General features: G+C 67.2%; 25 protein-coding genes. 1 reads left to right on the top strand and 24 read right to left on the bottom strand.

Annotated features, from left to right (window positions below; all coding sequences use genetic code 11):
- Positions 1-14: 14 nt before the first annotated feature.
- A complete protein-coding gene (locus Leucomu_RS15160; RefSeq protein WP_164884515.1) occupies positions 15-3,242 on the bottom strand; it encodes a peptidoglycan DD-metalloendopeptidase family protein in 3,228 nt (1,075 codons plus the stop codon).
- Between the two features lie 31 nt (positions 3,243-3,273).
- Between Leucomu_RS15160 and Leucomu_RS05740 the strand changes: the two genes are divergently transcribed.
- Entirely contained in the window at positions 3,274-4,023 is a 750-nt protein-coding gene (locus tag Leucomu_RS05740; RefSeq protein WP_128386621.1) for a DUF4429 domain-containing protein, read from the top strand.
- On the opposite strand, the gene Leucomu_RS05735 is transcribed toward Leucomu_RS05740, so the two are convergent.
- The 23 genes from Leucomu_RS05735 to Leucomu_RS05630 all read right to left on the bottom strand — a co-directional run bounded on the left by Leucomu_RS05735 (position 4,020) and on the right by Leucomu_RS05630 (position 17,102).
- A complete protein-coding gene (locus Leucomu_RS05735) occupies positions 4,020-4,265 on the bottom strand; it encodes a hypothetical protein (protein WP_128386620.1) in 246 nt (81 codons plus the stop codon). The two genes, Leucomu_RS05740 and Leucomu_RS05735, sit on opposite strands and share 4 nt — an antisense overlap.
- Positions 4,262-4,537, bottom strand: a complete 276-nt coding sequence (locus Leucomu_RS05730; protein WP_128386619.1) for a hypothetical protein — start codon at positions 4,535-4,537, stop codon at positions 4,262-4,264. The genes Leucomu_RS05735 and Leucomu_RS05730 overlap by 4 nt, the downstream gene beginning before the upstream one ends.
- Positions 4,538-4,617: 80 nt before the next feature.
- The gene (locus tag Leucomu_RS05725) at positions 4,618-5,016 is read right to left on the bottom strand and encodes a hypothetical protein (RefSeq protein WP_128386618.1); all 399 of its coding nucleotides are present in this window, start codon (positions 5,014-5,016) and stop codon (positions 4,618-4,620) included.
- Positions 5,017-5,102: 86 nt separating this feature from the next.
- Complete coding sequence (locus Leucomu_RS05720; RefSeq protein WP_128386617.1) at positions 5,103-5,669, bottom strand: phage tail tube protein; 567 nt, start codon at positions 5,667-5,669, stop codon at positions 5,103-5,105.
- The gene (locus Leucomu_RS05715) at positions 5,662-5,907 is read right to left on the bottom strand and encodes a hypothetical protein (protein ID WP_128386616.1); all 246 of its coding nucleotides are present in this window, start codon (positions 5,905-5,907) and stop codon (positions 5,662-5,664) included. The genes Leucomu_RS05720 and Leucomu_RS05715 overlap by 8 nt, the downstream gene beginning before the upstream one ends.
- A 35-nt stretch (positions 5,908-5,942) precedes the next feature.
- The gene (locus Leucomu_RS05710) at positions 5,943-6,326 is read right to left on the bottom strand and encodes a hypothetical protein (RefSeq protein ID WP_128386615.1); all 384 of its coding nucleotides are present in this window, start codon (positions 6,324-6,326) and stop codon (positions 5,943-5,945) included.
- A complete protein-coding gene (locus Leucomu_RS05705) occupies positions 6,319-6,663 on the bottom strand; it encodes a hypothetical protein (protein ID WP_128386614.1) in 345 nt (114 codons plus the stop codon). The genes Leucomu_RS05710 and Leucomu_RS05705 overlap by 8 nt, the downstream gene beginning before the upstream one ends.
- On the bottom strand, positions 6,651-7,097 hold the full coding sequence (locus Leucomu_RS05700) for a hypothetical protein (RefSeq protein WP_128386613.1): 447 nt from the start codon (positions 7,095-7,097) through the stop codon (positions 6,651-6,653). The genes Leucomu_RS05705 and Leucomu_RS05700 overlap by 13 nt, the downstream gene beginning before the upstream one ends.
- 54 nt (positions 7,098-7,151) lie before the next feature.
- Positions 7,152-7,559, bottom strand: coding sequence for a DUF7302 family protein (locus Leucomu_RS05695; RefSeq protein ID WP_128386612.1), 408 nt, complete (start codon positions 7,557-7,559; stop codon positions 7,152-7,154).
- Positions 7,559-8,464, bottom strand: coding sequence for a phage major capsid protein (locus Leucomu_RS05690; RefSeq protein WP_128386611.1), 906 nt, complete (start codon positions 8,462-8,464; stop codon positions 7,559-7,561). Before Leucomu_RS05690 ends, Leucomu_RS05695 begins: the two co-directional genes overlap by 1 nt.
- Before the next feature lie 9 nt (positions 8,465-8,473).
- The gene (locus Leucomu_RS05685) at positions 8,474-9,013 is read right to left on the bottom strand and encodes a hypothetical protein (RefSeq protein WP_128386610.1); all 540 of its coding nucleotides are present in this window, start codon (positions 9,011-9,013) and stop codon (positions 8,474-8,476) included.
- A gap of 85 nt (positions 9,014-9,098) precedes the next feature.
- Entirely contained in the window at positions 9,099-9,929 is an 831-nt protein-coding gene (locus Leucomu_RS05680) for a VG15 protein (protein ID WP_128386609.1), read from the bottom strand.
- A gap of 14 nt (positions 9,930-9,943) precedes the next feature.
- On the bottom strand, positions 9,944-11,503 hold the full coding sequence (locus Leucomu_RS05675; RefSeq protein ID WP_128386608.1) for a phage portal protein: 1,560 nt from the start codon (positions 11,501-11,503) through the stop codon (positions 9,944-9,946).
- The gene (locus tag Leucomu_RS05670; protein WP_128386607.1) at positions 11,500-12,963 is read right to left on the bottom strand and encodes a terminase large subunit domain-containing protein; all 1,464 of its coding nucleotides are present in this window, start codon (positions 12,961-12,963) and stop codon (positions 11,500-11,502) included. The genes Leucomu_RS05675 and Leucomu_RS05670 overlap by 4 nt, the downstream gene beginning before the upstream one ends.
- Before the next feature lie 37 nt (positions 12,964-13,000).
- The gene (locus tag Leucomu_RS05665) at positions 13,001-13,408 is read right to left on the bottom strand and encodes a hypothetical protein (RefSeq protein WP_128386606.1); all 408 of its coding nucleotides are present in this window, start codon (positions 13,406-13,408) and stop codon (positions 13,001-13,003) included.
- A 264-nt stretch (positions 13,409-13,672) separates the two neighbouring features.
- Positions 13,673-14,047 carry an endonuclease gene (locus tag Leucomu_RS05660; RefSeq protein WP_128386605.1) on the bottom strand — a complete coding sequence of 125 codons (375 nt, stop codon included), beginning with the start codon at positions 14,045-14,047 and terminating at the stop codon, positions 13,673-13,675.
- Complete coding sequence (locus tag Leucomu_RS05655) at positions 14,004-14,396, bottom strand: hypothetical protein (protein WP_128386604.1); 393 nt, start codon at positions 14,394-14,396, stop codon at positions 14,004-14,006. Before Leucomu_RS05655 ends, Leucomu_RS05660 begins: the two co-directional genes overlap by 44 nt.
- Positions 14,393-14,677 (bottom strand): hypothetical protein, encoded by a 285-nt coding sequence (locus Leucomu_RS05650; protein ID WP_128386603.1) that lies wholly within the window; start codon positions 14,675-14,677, stop codon positions 14,393-14,395. The genes Leucomu_RS05655 and Leucomu_RS05650 overlap by 4 nt, the downstream gene beginning before the upstream one ends.
- 8 nt (positions 14,678-14,685) lie before the next feature.
- On the bottom strand, positions 14,686-14,808 hold the full coding sequence (locus Leucomu_RS15690; RefSeq protein WP_267128448.1) for a hypothetical protein: 123 nt from the start codon (positions 14,806-14,808) through the stop codon (positions 14,686-14,688).
- Positions 14,808-15,014: a hypothetical protein gene (locus tag Leucomu_RS05645; RefSeq protein WP_128386602.1), complete on the bottom strand. Its 207-nt coding sequence runs from the start codon at positions 15,012-15,014 to the stop codon at positions 14,808-14,810. The genes Leucomu_RS15690 and Leucomu_RS05645 overlap by 1 nt, the downstream gene beginning before the upstream one ends.
- A gap of 390 nt (positions 15,015-15,404) precedes the next feature.
- Positions 15,405-16,022 carry a hypothetical protein gene (locus Leucomu_RS05640; protein WP_128386601.1) on the bottom strand — a complete coding sequence of 206 codons (618 nt, stop codon included), beginning with the start codon at positions 16,020-16,022 and terminating at the stop codon, positions 15,405-15,407.
- A gap of 41 nt (positions 16,023-16,063) precedes the next feature.
- The gene (locus Leucomu_RS05635; RefSeq protein ID WP_128386600.1) at positions 16,064-16,588 is read right to left on the bottom strand and encodes a hypothetical protein; all 525 of its coding nucleotides are present in this window, start codon (positions 16,586-16,588) and stop codon (positions 16,064-16,066) included.
- A gap of 208 nt (positions 16,589-16,796) precedes the next feature.
- On the bottom strand, positions 16,797-17,102 hold the full coding sequence (locus Leucomu_RS05630; protein WP_128386599.1) for a hypothetical protein: 306 nt from the start codon (positions 17,100-17,102) through the stop codon (positions 16,797-16,799).
- Positions 17,103-17,243: the final 141 nt, after the last annotated feature.

The raw sequence follows: 17,243 nt of genomic DNA, 5'->3' as shown, positions 1-17,243 counted from the left end.
CAGGACAGGGCGGGCTACACGCCCAGTCGGTCGTTCAGCGAGCGAGACGACACCGCAGATGCGGCATCCTCGATCCGGCCGTCGATCGTGCCCATCAGCACGCCGTCAGAGTCGTACAGATGGAACACCGCTCGGCCGTCACCGCCGCCTGCGCCGCGTTCGGCGAGACGACCGATGTCGGCCCACTGGGAGCCGCTCAGGATCGGCTCGGGAGTGCGGGAGCGGTTCTCCACGAGAGAGAACCCGGTCGGGAGCCACCCGCCCGAGTCGTACAGCGTCGCGGTGTGGCCGTCTGCCCCGATCTTCGGGGTGAAGACCTCGACCGCGCGGCGGGCGGCGTCCTTCGCGAGGCCCGCCGCAGCGTCCACCCACATGCCGCCCTCGGGGAACGCGCCCTTGATCTTGTCGGTGACGAAATCGATCAGACCCTCGAGCGGGTTCCACGCCTCCCCCAGCATCGGCACGTTGCCCGAGAGGTAGGGGGCGGGGTTCACGTGGGAGCCGTAGAAGCCGCCACCGCGACCCGGGCTGTGCACCATGTAATGCAGGTGGGGGCCGGTCGACATGCCGGTCGAGCCGACGTAGCCGATGACCTGCCCCTGCCGCACCGGGTTCCCGGCGCGCGACGCGAACCGGCTCAGGTGCGAGTAGCGAGTGCCGAGCCCGTTGGTGTGCTGGATGTACACCTCGTTGCCGCCCATCGGGACGACACCAGCGAGCCCTACGACACCGTTCGCGGCCGCCATGACCGGCGTACCCGACGCGGCCGCCATGTCGAGGCCGTTGTGCCCGCCATGGTACGGCTGCGACACCCGCCACGACCCTGCCGGCAGCGGGGTGACGAGGCCACCACGGGCGAGCCCCTGCAGCAGCGACGCGAAGCCCACCCCGCGGCGGCCCGCGGCGTTCGCCGCGAGGAACGCGGCCTTGTCAGCGCCCGTGCGGAGCGCTTCCGACACCATGATGCCCTCGCCGCGGCGGGCCGCGATGAGCTGGTCATCACCATTGCTCATGCGCGAGTAGCCGGGCAGGATGCCGCCCTGCGCGAACCCTCTCGGGAGGTTCACCCTCGGGAGGTTCACACCCGGGATCAGGTTGATCGTGTCGATCAGTCCGTTGATGACGGTGTCGACAACGAAGCGCACCGGCTTCTTCGCGAGCTCCTGGATCCCGGCCCACGCAGCACCGATCGCATCACGGGCCGCCTCGAACGCCTGCTTCGGGTCGGACTTCACGACGCGCACCATCGTGTCGATGATGCTCTTCACCTTGTTCCAGACCGTCTGGATGACCTTCGCAACCGAGTCCCACGCCGGCTTGATGTACTGCTCGTACATGATGCGGAAACCGAGACCGAGGAGGGCGATCTTCTCCTGGATCCACCCGATCACGGGCTGGATGATGTTCGTCCAGATCCAGTTGAAGATCGCCGCGATCGCGTCGAACACGGGCTGCACGTACGTGGCCCACAGGATCTGGAAGCCGAGCCCCATCAGCTGGATCTTGTTCTTGATCCAGTCCACGACGGGGCTGATCACGTTCGTCCAGATCCACTGGAACGCCTTCCCGACCGCGTCGATGGCGGGCTTGATGAAGCGCTCCCACATGATCTTTGCGGCGAGCCCGAGGATCTGCCACTTCTCCTGGATCCAACCCACGACCGGGGAGATCACCGCGTTCCAGATCCACTCGAAGATCCGGCCAATGGCCTCGAACACGGGCTTCAGGATGAAGTCCCAGATGCCCTGGAAGATGCCGCCGAGCACCGCGAAGGCGAACTGCGCGAGCTGGAACTGGGGAAGCAGGATGTTCTCGAACACCCACTTCGCCACGGCCGCGATCGCGTCGAACACGGGCTTCAGGATCGAGTTCCACACGAACGAGAACACCTGGCCGATGCCCTCGAACACGGGCTTCAGCACGTTCTCCCAGACCGACTGGAAGAAGCTCGAGATGTTCGCCCACGCCTCGCCGAGGAAGCGAGTGAACTCGGCCCACACCTTCTTGCCGGTCTCGGTCTGCGTGAAGAAGTAGACGAGGCCGGCGGCGAGCGCGAGCACGGCGGTCACGATGATGCCGATGGGGTTGGCGCGCAGGGCTGCGTTGAACAGCTTCGTAGCGATCGCCCCGGCCTTGCTCGCGCCTTCGTAGGTGCAGGTCGCACCGGCCATGCCGTAGGCGTAGGCGACGTATGCGGCCTGGACTGCCTTGAACGCTGCGGTGGTTCCCTTCCATGCCGCCGTGGCGATCTGCGCGGTCTTCACGGCTGTGATAACCGTGCCGATCCCGACTGCTACGGGCACCAGCCAGTCTTTGTTGGCGTTCACCCACGAGAAGAGGCCAGAGAAGAAGTCGCGGACGGACTGGATCGCGCCCGGGAGTCGTGCTCCCAGCCAGTCGACTACGGGCTCGACGTGGACGGCCGCTTGGTCGAGCCACCCGGTGATCTCCTTGAAGAGTGGACCGATCAGGGGGAACACGTCCTCGAGGATCTTCGCACCGAGGCGGCCGAGGGCGGCCATCATGTTGTCGAAGGCGCCCGTCGTGGTGTTGCCCATCTCGTCGGCGACGGTGCCGGCCGCGGAAGCGGCGGCGCGTTCGAACACTTCGAAGCTGATCTTGCCTTCCGAGGCCATCTTGAATACTTCGCCGGCGGTCACACCCATCTGGTCGGCGAGCGCCTGGTAGATCGGGATGCCACGATCGGCGAGCTGTGAGATGACGTCGTTCTGCACACCGTTCGCCTGCGACGCCGCTCGAGCAAAGATGGAGCCCATCTCGTCGAACGATATCCCGGCGGCCGAGGCGTTGTTGGCGACGGTCTTCAGCACGCCTTCGAGCTGCTCGCCCGGCTTGATGTTCGCTGCCATGAGCTGCCCGGCAGCTGTTGCAGCGTCGCCGAGTCCGAAGGCGGTTCCCTTCACGCTCGCGAGCGCGTTGTCCATCGCCTGCGCAACGACCCCGCTGTCGTAGCCAAGCCCTCGCATCTTCGCCTGCGCAGTCTCGATCGCCTTCAGACGTCCGAAGCCCTTCACCAGAGCCGTGCCGAGCACGCCGGCGATGCCAGCACCAGTGGCCTGCAGCGTCCGCTTCATCGCGGTCGAGAGCTTGTTCGCGATCTGCGTTCCAGCACCAGACGCGTCGACACCGCCGAGCTCCTTGACGATGTCCTTCTTAATGCCGGGAGCCTTCACCGTCAGAGCGAGATAGGCATTCGCGATCTCAACACCAGTAGCGGCCATCGTTCCCCCCTTGCGTGGGTAGACTCAGCGCATGGCTGATGAAGGTGTCGTGCGCGCAGACGGGCACAACGGGCAGGTCGAGTTCGACGGTCGAACCGTCGTCGTGTCTCGGGAAGGGGCGCGCGGCCGGATGACGCACGGATCTCAAGAGAGGTCGGTCTCACTCGCGAACATCCAGCGGGTCGACTTCGAAGAGCCGAGTATCCGCTACAAGGGCTACATCCGTTTCGCGGTACCAGGTGAGATCGAGAATGATGTCGTGAACGATGCCTACTGTGTGCTCTTCACGAGGAAGCAGACGGCAGATTTCATTGGCCTTCGCGACGCTGTGAAGTCGACGCTCGCCGCCCGGACCGAGGCGGAGAGGGACGAACTCAGGGCTCGCGCCAGTGCAGCAGCGCGGGAGAGCCGCGATGCGCAGCGCGACGTCGAGCGCGCGAGTGCCGAAGCTAGCTATGCAGGCCATGTCGCCCGGGGCGATGTGTACATCTACGCACGGCCCGACTCGAGCACCGCCTTCAAGACCGTCGCAGGCGCGGTGGCGTCGTTCGAGTCGGGTGCTGATCGGTCGCGGCCGACGCTGACCCGCATCGGTGCGGGCGCGATCATCGCGGGGCCGGCGGGCGCGATCGTGGGTGGCCTGTTCAAGAAGGACACCTCGAAGTGCTACGTGACGGTCGTCTTCGCTGACGGCGACACCGCGATCGTCGAGGGGCCTGTGAAGGATGAGAAGAAGTTGCGGCAGTTCGCCGCGGATGTGAATCGGATCGCGGCGCTCTAGTCCTTCGCCGCGTCGAGGGCGCGAAGCAGCCGTGCGTGATCGGCATCGGTGATCTTCGCGCCCTCGACAGGCTCGACGTAGGCGCGCGCGGTGTAGCGGTGGGGTCGGACGACGAGCCGGTACTTCTTCCCCGCCGCGGCCGCGATGCGCGCGGCGCGGCGGTTCACCTCCGCCTGCACGGGGGCTGAGCGCATGAGCTTGTTCAGCCCAGTCAGCTTCAGCTTCACCGTCAGATTGCTCATCGTCGTCTCCGTCGTTTGAATCGGCGAGCACCGGCCTTGATGCGCTCGAGGCGCTGCTGCCGTTCGTACTCGCCTTCGGGGTAGGCGCGGGGCTTGACCTGCTTCGGTTTGGAGGATTGCGACGCCCAGACGGCGTGCTCGACCCATCGCAGCATGTCTTCCTCGCCCGTGATCGCGGACTCCCCGCCGAGCCACGCCCCGAGCGCGCCGCCGCGGGGCATGTGCACGACGTAGTGGGCGACTTCGAGCGGGTCTTCGCGGCCCGTCCACATATCCGAGAGGCGGACCGAGTAGAAGCGACGCAGGTCGACCGCTACCCGGTCCTCACATGCTCGAAGGAGATGGACGAGCGTTAGGAGTTTTTTGAGCCGGCCTTCTCGTAGATGTCACCGACCCACTCGGCGAGCGTGTCGAAGTCGGAGTAGCCGTCCTCGTCTTCGAGCGCCTTCAGTGCTCGGTCGAGGCCGTCAGCGCCGAGGAGGTTGCGCAGTACGGTCTCGAAGTCGTTCTGCCGCAGCGCGAACATCGTCGGGATGTGCTTCGGGGCGCGCGCGTCGATCTCGAACTCCTCGCCGGAGAGGGAGACGCGGATCGTGTCCTGCTTGCCGCGCTGGTAGTCGGCCGGCTTCGCCGGGGACTGCTCGCGGGTCGACGGAGCAGGCGCGACCTTCTCGACCGCGGCGCGGTTCGTGCGCAGTCTCTCGAGTTCGGCTTCGAGCTCTTCGCGGGACTTCTCAGTGGTTTCAGTCATGGGTGACTCCATTTCGTGTGATGGTGTGGTGTGACTCGGGGGGTGAGGGGGCGGGCGCGGAGTCACCACGCGCCCGCCCGGTCTGGTTAGGCCGCGGCCTCGATGTAGGCGGGCTCGTTCGTCAGCCAGTAGCTGTCGCCCGTCTCGGTCATCGTGAACTCGTAGACGGGATCGTCCTCGACGTTCGTGACGTAGGTGCCACGCTCCGAGAGCGAGGCGTTCTCGATGCACTTCAGGCGGGTGTATCCGGCGTTGTCGACGAGCTTGATGATCACGGTCTTCTCGATCGTGGGGATCGACTTCGGCATGTCGACGCGCGCGATCTGCGCGCCCGTCTCACCGACGAGGGTGGGCTTGCCGTGTCCGTAGTACAGGCCTGTGTTCTCGGGGCTGTCCTCGAGCGACGCGAACTTGTGCGTCTTCTTCGTGGAGGTGTTGCGCATCTTCACGATGGTGCCGCCCTGCCATGCCTTCGTCTCCTTGGACTCGACCTCGACGCCCTCTTCGACGCCGCCGTCCGAGATCCAGCCGACCTCGACGAACTCGGCGGGGATCTCGAGCGAGTCGACGGGGAGCGTGGTGCCCTTCGGGGCGGTGAACACACCGGACTCTTCGGCGTTCCACTCCCGCATGTTGTCCTGGTTCTTAGCCATCCTTCTTGGCCTCCTTCCCCGCGGTCGCGGGCTTCGGTGACTCGGACTTGGTGCCGGTGGAAGCCGGCTTGCTCGCCGACGCGGTGGCCGGCTTCTTGGTGGGGTTGGGTGCGGGGCGCGCCTTGGCTCGGGCGATGAGGTCGCGGGCCACTCCCGGCTCGACGTCGACCAAGTCGCCGCCGTTGTAGTCCTTCCCCGCGGGGTCGGTCCACTTGTTCGCGATCACAACCTTCGTCACGATCGCCTCCTCTCAAACTGGTCGACCCCCTGAGATCAGGGGGTCGGGAACTTGCCGCGGATTGCGGCTCGGATGGTGAACTGGTAGCGGTCGGCCCCCGAGATGGGGTCGGGGAGGTAGACCGAGCTGGCGATCACGGTCTTGCGACCGACGGGGCGGCCCGCAAGGGTGCGGGCGAGCATCACCAGGCGCTCGGTCTCGGACGCGAACGCGGCCGCCGCGGCGCGGGACTCCGCCCAGCAGCGGAACGTCATCTGAGCGTCGTCGGACGCGAGCCCGGACGCGCCGCCGGTGCGCTCCACCTCGATGAAGCGTTCGGGACGCTCCCGCGGCACGTTCGTGCTCACGTGGGTGTCCTGCACGCTCTTGAGGTAGGCGACCCACGCGTCCTCGGCGGGGTCGAACTGGTATCTATCCATCGGCCCTCCGTAGCCTGATGACGTCGCACTTCGGCCCCCGGGTGGGGTGTACCCAGTCGGCGGGCTCGCCCTCGACCGCGTACCGCTTCCCCCGCACCACGCACTCGTCGTGCGGGGCGAATGGGGAACCCGGCGGCAGATAGATCGTCGGCTCCGTCACGACCGCGTCACGGCCCGGCTCGGACGACTCAGAGCGGCCTCCCGGATCGAAGGCGTAGATCCCGAGCTGCTGCCCGGGCCCGAAGCCCTCGATCTCGTTGCCCTGCGAGTCCTCCCCGCCGCCTTGGTAGGGGTAGCGGGTGATGTACTCGCTGATCTTGCGTTTCACCAGGGCCACGGGAACAACCCCTTGGGTGCGGCAGGCATCAGGTCGATCTCGAACGCTCCGCCGCGCTCGACGGGCGGCTGCAGCTTCGCGAGCTCGTCGGCGGCGAGGTAGAGCTTGCCCGGGTTCTCGCCGCCGGCGGTCACCGTCACGGCCTCAGAGAGCGGGCCGGTGCCGATGTTCTCGGACCGGGACCGCTCGCGGCGGGGGTTCAGGAAGACGCGGGTGACCATCTCCACGACGACGTCGATCGCGTCCTGCAGAAGACCCTCTCCTTCGGGGTCGTCGTCGACTTCGGCATCGATGCGGGCCTGAATGTCGGGCACCTGGCGGCGGATCTCGCGCTCGGCCTTGTCGATCCAGGTCTGGATCTTCCCGGTTGTCGGCGGCGGGTCGTCAGCGAGCCATGCGTCGGTGACGTCGGTCGGGGTTGCCCAGACGCTCATGCGGACTCCCTTCGGTGGGTGCGGGGCCGGGATGATGCCCGGCCCCGCACGCGATCACTCGGTGACGGGCTCGCCCTCACCCTCGGTTCCGTCGCCCTCGGACTCGTCCTCGGGGTCGGCTGTCGCAGGCGGGGCGGCAGCGGTGATCGCAGCGAGAACCTCATCCTTCGTCCTCGCCGTGCCGAGGGCGACGCCGCGCTTCTCGGCGTAGTCCCTGAGCTCGGCGGCCTTCCAGTCGAGCGACGGGACTGCCGAGTCGTCGCCGGCGGTCTTCTCCTCGGTCTTCGGCTTCGCCTCGACCGGGGCCTTCTCCTCGGTCTTCGGCTTCGCCTCGGACTTGGGCTTGCTCGCCGGCTTGGCGGTCGTGTCGGCGGGAGCCCAGCCGGCGCGGCGGAGCCGCTCGGCCTTCTCCTCGGAGACCTTCACGACCGCGCCGTTCGCGGTGTTGCGCAGACGGATCATCACGGCGTGACCTCCGTCTCGATGACGGCGAACTGGTCCACGAAGACGTACCAAGCGAAGATGACCTCCGCGCGGAACAGCACCTCGTTGTGGCCGGCGAGGTCGCGGCCGGTGTTGTCCGGGTCGCCGAACTCGAGCATGCGGAAGGGGAAGGTGCGCTGCACGCCCCACCGGATGCCCTGCCGGAAGTTTCCGACGATGCCGCGCACGCCGTTGTCGGCGCTGTCGCCGTCCTTCGGCTTGCCCGACACGGTGCTCGAGATCGACGCGTCCAGCCCCTCGAACGAGGAGATGTCGACGCCGAAGCCGAGCTCGGGGTACTTCTTGCGGCCGTCCGCGTAGCGGGCCGTCGAGAGGGTCCACGCGTGTGCGGGGTCCATGGCGATGCCGGTGGGCCGGTAGCCATCGGCGATCACGAGACCGGCGGCGGTCTCGACGTCGATGTCGGCGTTCGCGCCGACCTCGACGCGGTTCGTGGTCGAGTTCAGGTAGTTGGTCCACGAGGTGATCGCGTTGCCGGTGCGCGGGTTGATCCGGTAGTAGGCACCGAGATCGAGCGCGCGGGCTAGCGCGAGACCGCACTTCTCCTCGAACTTGTCGAGGATGCCGAGCTGGTAGTCCTCATCCGCACCCTTGAACTCGTCCGAGGTGCGGAAGTTGACGACCGTCTTGTGCGGCACCGCGACGACCGAGCTGGGCTTCGCGTCGTCGGCGCTCTTCGCGCCCGATTCCTCCACGAACTCCGCGGTCAGGTCGTCATCGAACGTGACGATGTTGACGTTGCCGAATCGCATGGGCTCCTGGCCCGAGAGGGCCTGGATCGTGGATCCGGTCTTGCTCTTCTCGACGATCCCGTCCACGATCTGCGTGGGCAGGGTGACGTCGCTGGTGGTCAGGGTTGCCATGTTGGCCTCCTAGTCGTTGTCCCCGAGCAGAGACTGAAGCCAACCGCGCTTCGCCTCTCGGGCGGGGTTCGTTTTCGAGTTGGCGCCCGCCGTCGCCTCGCGTCGAACGACGACGCGCTGCTTCTCGGCGGGATCGCCCTTGAACTTGATGAGCTCGTCCGCGGACGCTTCGAGCTCTTCGCGGGTGGAGCCGCGGAGCAGCTTCGCGGGAACGTGGATCCCCTTCTCGGGGTCCGACTTCGCCTCGGCGACCTCGGCGCGCAGCTTCTCGGCCTTCAGTTCGGCGAGTTCGCGATCGCGTTCCGCTTCTCGCTCCTGCCGCTTCTGCTCGTCGGTCTTCTGCGCCTCCTTGAGCTGCGTGAGCTCGTCGGCGGCGGCCTTGTTGTCCTTCGCGCGCTGCTCCCAGGTACGGGAGTGGCCGATGGCCTCCTCGTACTTGGCCTTGTAGTCGACCGGCTCAGCGTCGCCGTTCGGCTCGGCCGCAGATCCCTCGCCGGCCCCGTTCGGTTCCGTCGTGGTCTGAGTGTTGGTGGTCACGGTCTTGCTCATGATGTGTCTCCCGTTTCGGGTGGCCCGTCGCCGTGCGGCATCGGGGCGGATGGATAGGGTGGGCCTCGCCGTGCGGCGAGGGGGTCTAGTGCGTGCCGTGCTGCTTGCGCCACTCGGCGAGGATGTCTCTCAGGTCGGTCAGCTGCCGCCCGTGTTCGTCGGTGAGGGACTGCTGGTAGCGCTCCTCGTAAGTGGCGCGGGAGGCGCGGATCGCGTCCGCGGTGGGCCCACGCAGGATCGGCACCGCGAGGCAGTGGCATTCGTCGTGGTACTGCTCGCTGATTGCGCGCGTACCGCGGGCGTGGATCCCGCCGCCGACCCCGCCGGAAAGGCGGCTGCCGAAGGCGTCGAGTCCAGTTCGGGTGGAGCCGCGGCCGACAACCTGCCCCGCCGCGGCGTCGCTGCGATACGCCATATACGGCGGCCGGGAGGCGAGCAGCCCGCAGAACGCGCAGCAGTTCGCTCGCGGCATGCGTTGGAAGTAGACGCGACGGCCATCCGGATGCCGCGTGACGCCGTCCTGCATCGTGAGGCGGGAGGAGTCGAAGATCATCCGCGCCGCTGCCCCGGTGAGCCGGGAGAGCACCGACGATTCGAGCGTCTCATCGACCATGGGAGTGACCGCCCACCGCGCGAGGGCGTCGACCCGGGAAGGCTGCAGCAGCTGCGCGGGCCCTACGGTCGGGGGTCGCTGGCCGGCGAGCGTGTAGAGCTCCTCGAGCAGCACCGCCGCGGCGTCGGAGGCGGCCCCCATGAACGGATCCATGAGATCCGGGATCGCCTCCTTCAGCACCTCCCGCGCCGCGGCCGGGTCGAGGCCGCGGATCGCGGCGACGACCGCGGCCAGGTCCGAGACAGCGAGGCGGCGCAGCGCGGTGAGGTCCGTGCGGTGCTGCTCAACGATCGCGACCGACATGCGCCATCACCTCGCTACTCAGCCTCGGGCGCCCGGATCGTGATCGGCGCACCGGGGATGAACTCGACGTCGCCCTCGATGCCCGCCAGTTGCGCGGCACGACTCTCCACGACGCCGGCGCGCCGGTACGCACCGAGCGCGTCGGCCTGGGCCTTCGCGATCTGCGCCTGCTTCAGCGCCTCATCGCTCGCGGACTGGTCGTCGGCGGCCGGTGCGGCTCCCGCGGTGGCGAGCCGCTGGGTGAGCAGCGTGGTGCCCTTGCGGCGCTGCTCGCTCTTGAAGCGGGTGATCTGTTCGGCGGTGAGGCCCCCGTATTCGAGCCCGACTTCGGTTTCTGCGAAACCCGGCACGTTCGAGGCGAACTTCGAGAACGCGTCCGCGCGGGCGGACGGGGACACGAGCACCGGGTCGGTGAACTGGGCGCGCAGTGTGCGCATCTCGTCGGTGTCGGTGTCGAGTCCGTCGCGCAGCCGCACGGCGGCGTTCATCGCGCGCATCGCACCGTACCCCCAGAGCGTGTTGACGTTCTTCGTGCCGGTGATGAGCGATTCCTTGGCGGCGAAGATCGCCTCCGCGCTGGACGGGTTCGCCGAGTCGGCAAAGCGCACGTCGAGATCCATCTCGTCGGCGAACTGCGATGCGAACATGCGCAGCTGCTCGGTGTGCGGCTGCGGCGATGCTCCCGTGAAGCGCTGGATCTGCGGGAACTTCTCGTCCGCATCGACGTCGACGTCGATCGCCTTGATGCGGCCCATGAGCGCCGTCCAGCGGTCGTTGCCGATGAATGCCTTCACGTCGGACCCGAACAGCCAGTATTCGGGCGCGGCGTAGAGCTCAGCGGACACCTCGGAGCGGACGATGGTGCGCAGCGCGGCGTCAGCGAAGTACATCGCGGGTCGCGTGATGCGTGAGTGCCCGAGTGGGCGGCGCAGTTCGTAGTCATGCACGAGCGGGTAGGCCGGCACCTCGCCGAGCGAGTGCGGGATCTCGGTGACGTACCAGCGACCGCCGAGCTTTTCGAGCTCGTAGACCATGAACGGCGTGTAGAGCACCATCACGGTCGGCTGCTTGTCCTTCGTCTCCACGATGGAGAGGAAGCCCTTCAGTGCGCGACGGCGCTTGTCCCAGATCGCGGCCGACTCCTCCGCGGCGCGGGCGAGCACGAGCACGTCGGGCTCGCCCGCTTCGAGGTCGCCGTGGGAGACGGTGAGGAAGCTGCAACCGTGCATCGCCGAAGAGATGCAGGCGGCCGGGAACTCTGTGGCGAACTGGTTCGTCCAGAGGATCTCCTCGAGCCCGAGCGGGTCGTCCTCGCCGGAAGCCGTGACGAATCGTTCGAACGCGGATCGATTCGTGAGCGCCTTCGTGCCCTTCCCGATCCAGCCGAGCGCCGCACCGACCTTGTAACGCATCTGCGGCGGCAGCGAGATACCGAAGTCCTTCAGGGCCTTCTCGCCGTCGTAGTACACCGAGCGCTTCACGTTCATCGGGCGGCGCTTCTCCCACACGTCGATGAGGTCGAAGAGCAGGTCCGTGTCTGCGCCGAGGTCGATGGGTGGTTTCGTGTTGCTCACAGGATCCCCCCTCCTCTCCCGCTCCCGGGCATGCGCCCGGTGAGCTTCGATATGCGTGCGCCCCAGAGGGCGAAACTGATGGCCTCTGTCGGAGTCTCGTCGCCGTCAGGCGTGAGCGCTCCCCACGTCCAGCCGCCGTCCTTGCTGCGAGGCATCTTCGTAGCGACCGCGATCGACGCGTCGAGGCGCTCCTGCCCTTCTTCGGGGTGCAGGATTGTCTTCGCCTTCAGCTCGTTGTCGAGCGTCTGGCAGGCGGCCATCACCTGGGGCGTGTTCAGCACCGTGATCCACTTCTCCAAAACTTTGCGGCGGCGGAGCAGCTGCTTGAAGGTCGGGGCGTGCGCGCTGCCCGAGATGAAGATGCCGCGCGAGCGCCGCCACCTGGGCACCCCGTTCTCATCCTTCGCCGCGAACCAGTCCGCGAGCTTCACCATGCCGTCATCGATGGCGCCCTCGTCAGCGTCGAGCTGCTCGAGGAACATGCGCGCCCCGTCCGTCTTTGCGGCACCGAGGGCCATGCGCATCCCGTCCGCGGAGAACGAGATCCCGTAGGCGGGGGCGGTGTCGGGGGCGGCGAAAGTTTCACCTTCGGCCCATCGGGCTTCGGGGATGGCTCGGGCGGTGTCGCGGTCGTCGTCCCAGATGCCGAGGCCCTCACGGCGGTATGAGTCGTCGTCGGCGAGGTTCTTGCGCACGCGGAGGATCGACTGTCGGGGCACGCGGTGCGGGTGGGACGGGTTGGCCTTCTCTACCTGGCCCCAGTCGTCCAGGTCGGCGTCGGGGTCCGCACCGACTTCGAGGTAGAGCATCTCGCACTCGACGGGGTCGCCGGCGGCGTTGCGGCGCTTGATCTCGAGGGCCTCGTTGCGGCGGGTACGGAACGCTTCGCCCGGGTCGACCGGGCGGGGCGGGGTGCCCATGCCGATGATGAGCGGGTTCGGGGCGGCGTTGGTGGCGGGGATCATGTCCTCGAGCGCCTTGTTCGTGAGGATCTGGAACTCGTCCATCACGACGACGTCGACGCCGGCGAAGCCTCGACCGAAGCCGTTCTCGCGCGCGCCGAAGAGGATGCGGGAGCCGTTGGCGAAAATGATCTGCTGCTGGCCGTTCGCGCGTCGGATCCGCCGAATGTAGGGCTTCACCTTCTTGCGGCGCGCGAACGACTGCAGCGACTCGAACGTCTCATCCGAGGTGCGCGAATGGTGCGCGGTCCAGATCACGGTGAGGCGGGGGAAGATGATGCACAGCGCGAAGATGATCGCGCCGATCGTGTACGTCTTGCCCACCTGGCGGCAGATCGAGATGATGATGCCGCCGATGCCTGCCGCGTACAGCCCGTCCTTGCGCTTGGCGAGGATCCCGCGGCCGAGGCCGTCCTGCCAGCGGTCGAAGGTGACGCCCATCTTGGTGCAGGTGTCGCGCACCGCCGGCCACCCGGTCGAGACGATGCCGGTAGGCATCACGAGATGCTTCGCGACTTCGGAGAGCTTCCGGCCCTCAGATGGCGTCTTCGTCCCAGTCTTCGTCTGGCGTCTTGGCGGCACCTTCAGCCTCCTCGAGCTCCTGCGCCTCGAGCGCGGCGATCTCGCGGCCGATCTCGCGCAGCTGCCTCGACAGCGGCGCGGCGTCGCGCGGGGCCGCGGTCTTCAGCAGCGCAGCGAGGTGCCGACGCAGCGCGAGGTTCTGTTCGAGCTCGGTGCCCTCCTCGAACGCGGTCTCGAGGTCGAGCACGCGCGGCCTCGGCGGCCCGGTCTCCTCGGGTACCTCGTCCGGCTCCACCGCGCGCAGCACCGGCGGCGCAGCCGTGGCGGCAGCCTTCCCGGAGCGGCATTCGGCCGAGCAGTAGCGGCGGCGCTTGTCGCCCTCGAACCGCTTCCCGCATGTCTTGCACGTGCGCTTCGCCATGACGATCACCTCCCGGACATGCCCGGGCAGATACCATCCCCGTCTCGCCCTACTCCCGCAAGGGATCGCGGCCGATCCAGTGTCCAAATACCGGAACCGTGATACGAACCGCCGAGATACCTACTCCCGCAAAGGATCCGAGGGGATCCCGCGTCCGGTTCGTGTGGAAAAAAATCGTGGGGAGAGAGAGGCCCTACGCCGCGGGTGGGCCGTGGGCGCGTGGGAGGGGGGTGGGCGCCCCGGGTGCTCCCACGGCGCGGCAGGTCAGTAGCTGCCGAGCGGGCGCGGCTTCGGCAGCGGAGCGAGCGTCTCACCGTGAAGCTTCGCGCGCGCCTCGGCGATGGTACGCTTGCCCTTCCAATTGTTGCAGTCGCGATGCATCAGACGGCAGTTCTTGCGGTCGTACGGTGAGCCACCACGGGACCGCGGGAGGTCTTCGTCGACCTCACCGCGCATCGGGTGCGGGATGCATCCCTTGCAGTCGAGGCGTGAGCACTTCGGCCCGTGTTCGCCTGACGTGTAGGTGAGCGTCTTATCGACCGGCTTATCGCAGAGCGCGCAGTGCGTTTCCTCAGCCTTCACCCGCTTCGTCAGTTCACGCCTGCGGTGCCCGTTCGCGTTGTGCGCTGGTGTTGCCATGCTGCGTCCTCTCGCGCGGCCCGCGATAGATCTTGATGCGGGGCTCTCGTCCTGCGAAGCATGGCCGCCAGTGGTCTGGATCATCCTGTGCGGCGACGTCGATGATGAGGAAGTCGAGCGTGACCCCTCGCAGCCAGATACCCTTACCGCTGCCGAGCAGCACGCGTGCACCGTTGGGGAAGCGGTAGTGCTCGTTGCCGTTCGTGTGGATGCGCTTAAGGCCGTCCTGCGGGCAGAGCTTGACGAGCTCTGCGGCGACTTCCTGGGCCTTCCGCTGACGTCGTGCGATGACCGCCACCGTGCCGCCTTCGGCGAGCATCGTGGCGGCGTCGATCAACTGATGCGTCATTCCCGCTCCTCGATCTGATCCCATGCGGTGAACATCCACACGTACTCGTAGCCGAGTCGACCGCTCGGCCCGAAGAGCTTCATGAACTCGCTAACGCTGTCGTAGGCAACGGAGCTGTACCCGTTCTCGTGGGCCACTGCGAGGGCCTCTCTTGCGGCCTCAGCGAAGGTATCCTCGTCGGTTTCGGGCTTATGGATGCGGTCATCGAGCGAGGTCGTGATGACACGGACGATGGGCGGCTCGCCCTTGCGGGCTTCTTGCGCGGTCGGGGGAATGAACATCGTGACTCCTAGATGTCGTACGCGGGCTGTTGCTTCGGGTAGCCGTTCGTGTCGTACTGCTCGCATTGGCAGAGCATCGCGGCCCGGATCGACTGGTAACTGCGGCCGCAACCCTCGGGGCACTCGTGCATCACTGATCCCTCTGGAAGCCGAGTCGGATGTCGGGGATGCGACGCTCGCTGTCGTCGCGGATCTCGTGGGGCATGGTCTCCACAAGCGTGTCGTTCCCGGGCGGCGGCGTCTCATCGTCGATCTGGTCGCGGCCGTCGATCCACTTCGCACCGAGCCGGTAGATGACGACGAGCGCGACGGTCGCGACGAACGCCCAGTCGCTCACCTCACGCTCCCGAGGCACGGCGACTCGCAGGGCTCACCCTCGCGGCCAGCGTTGTACCCGTACGGCAGGCCCGAGTCCTCTGGGTCGCAGCGGCTCTTGCCGCGATAGTTGCCGGCCTCGTGAATCGGCCAGGTTTCGCCACTGATCGGCTGTCCGCAGTGCTTGCAAACCACGATGGCCTCCTCGGAGAGTGTTCCCGCGCTCGCGCCCGTGCGACGAGGTGATGCACCGAAGCGCCGAGAGAGTGAGTAGCGGCGCGGCGCGGGAAGATCCTGCAGGAACGGCGAAAGCCCCGGGAGCTGTTGCTCTACCGGGGCTTTCGACACTTCTCCTGCGTGAGGCTAGGTTAACACCATCCGCGCGCCGACAGCAAGAACCCTCGCCGAAGCCCTACCCCTTCCCGTTCCCGGCGGCGAGCGCGACGACGAGCTCTGCATAGTCGACACGCTCGCCGGCGCTCTCAGCGAGTTCGATCAGCTCGTCTCGGGTCGCCCACAGCTTCCCGCAGCAGTGGCACTCAGCGACGAGCGCACGCCCCGGCCGCACCGGGATGCGCAGGGCGGCTTGCCGGGTCATCACTTCCACTTCACGGCCGCCACGCTTCTCCACCGTGGTCTCTTCGTGGTAGCGCTCGCCGCAGTCGGGGCACGGGAACGTGAGCTCCTTCTCGTGAGGCGGATCGAGCAGGTTCTCGATGCGGTAGACCATCACCCCGAACATGCCGGTGCGCGGGTCGTCCGGGTCCAGGCGGTCGCCGGCAACCTCGGCGCGGAGGATTCCGGCGAGACGCACGATCGCGTCGGCGAGGTCGCCTCGGTGGTCACGCCGGTAGTGGTCGAGCCACGCGCGTGTCGTGCCGTCGATCTCCTCATACAGGTCGAAGGCCTTGGTGTTCAGCACCGAGCCGCCGGCTGCGCCACGTGCTCCTCCGTACCCGACTGAGGAGTAGCGGGCGCGGCGCAGCTGTTCGAGCAGCGGATCCGCGACCACCACCCGCCCCTCGATCATCTCGGTGTGCGTCGACGTCAGACGCTCCACGTCACGGTCAGTCACTGGTCCTCCCTCGAGTGGTCAGGTTCGGTTCGTTGCAGCACCCGCCGCCGCATGGCTTCCCACGCGGGCGTCCGGTAGTGGGTTAGTTGCCCGGCGAGTACTGACGCCTGCCAGGGCTCGATGGGGAGGCCGAGTCGCTTCGAGATCGACTCGGCGTCGAGCAGGTCGAAATCGCGGTTGATGCGGTCCATGTAGAAGTCGCGCACGGCGTTGCTCCACGCGATCGGATCACGCCGATACCGGCGCTCGATGAGGTCGAGTTGGTAGCGGTCGCTCAGCAGGTACTCCTGCACGCGCTGCTGCTCGGCCAGCACAGCTCTCGCCATGCCGGCGGCGAAGGCCTGAAACCCTGCCGCGACATGCTCGACCGCCGCGGCTACCCCGCGGCCGAACTCGGTGAGCGCCGAGATCGCGGTGTCGAACGAGATCATCACCTGCGCCTGCTCGCGTCGGCGGCGAGCGCCGCGCACCTTCATGCGAGGGAAGAACTCGGGGCGGCGAGGCAGCTGGCCCTGGCTCACGAGCGCTTACCCATACGCAGGCGCGGGCGCTGCTCTCGGAGCCGGAGCAACGCCTCCACAAGCAACGAGAGCCCCAGATAGAGGCCTGCCGCCCACAGGAACTCCGTCCAGAACCCCTCATCAGGGTGCCGGAGTATCCGGTTCGATACCAGAGCGATCCCTACCGCTCCGAGAACGAACGTCCACACTTCACTCAGCACCTTGCGTCTCATCGCGTCACCTGCTCGGCCGCGACGATGTTCGGGAACCAGGACAGGAACGGAACACGCCAACCGGCCGTCTCGAAGTCGTACGACTCCCCCACCTCGATACCCTGGTACACGTCCGCCGAGTCCCACCGCATCAGGAACAGGCTGTCCTTCACACGGAAGATCCCGCAGTCGGTGTACACCCGCATATCGGAGCCGCCGTCGACCGCAGCACGATCCTTATCCTCCACGAGACAGCTCGCGTGATCCACGCGATGCAGATTCGCGAACAGCCCGACAGCGAGCGCGGCAACCACGAGCGCCACCAGCGCAAAGCAACCGACTGCGCCTTCCGTACTGCTATGCCTACTCATTCGTCCTCCAGAAACACGAAAGGGCTCCACCCCGGAAGGGTGAAGCCCCGTAGAAACACGAAAGCCCCCACGACAATGCCGTGGAGGCTCGGA

Source organism: Leucobacter muris (genome assembly GCF_004028235.1).
In the GTDB taxonomy this organism is placed as follows: domain Bacteria; phylum Actinomycetota; class Actinomycetes; order Actinomycetales; family Microbacteriaceae; genus Leucobacter; species Leucobacter muris.
This window is presented reverse-complemented; position numbering and strand designations above follow the sequence as displayed.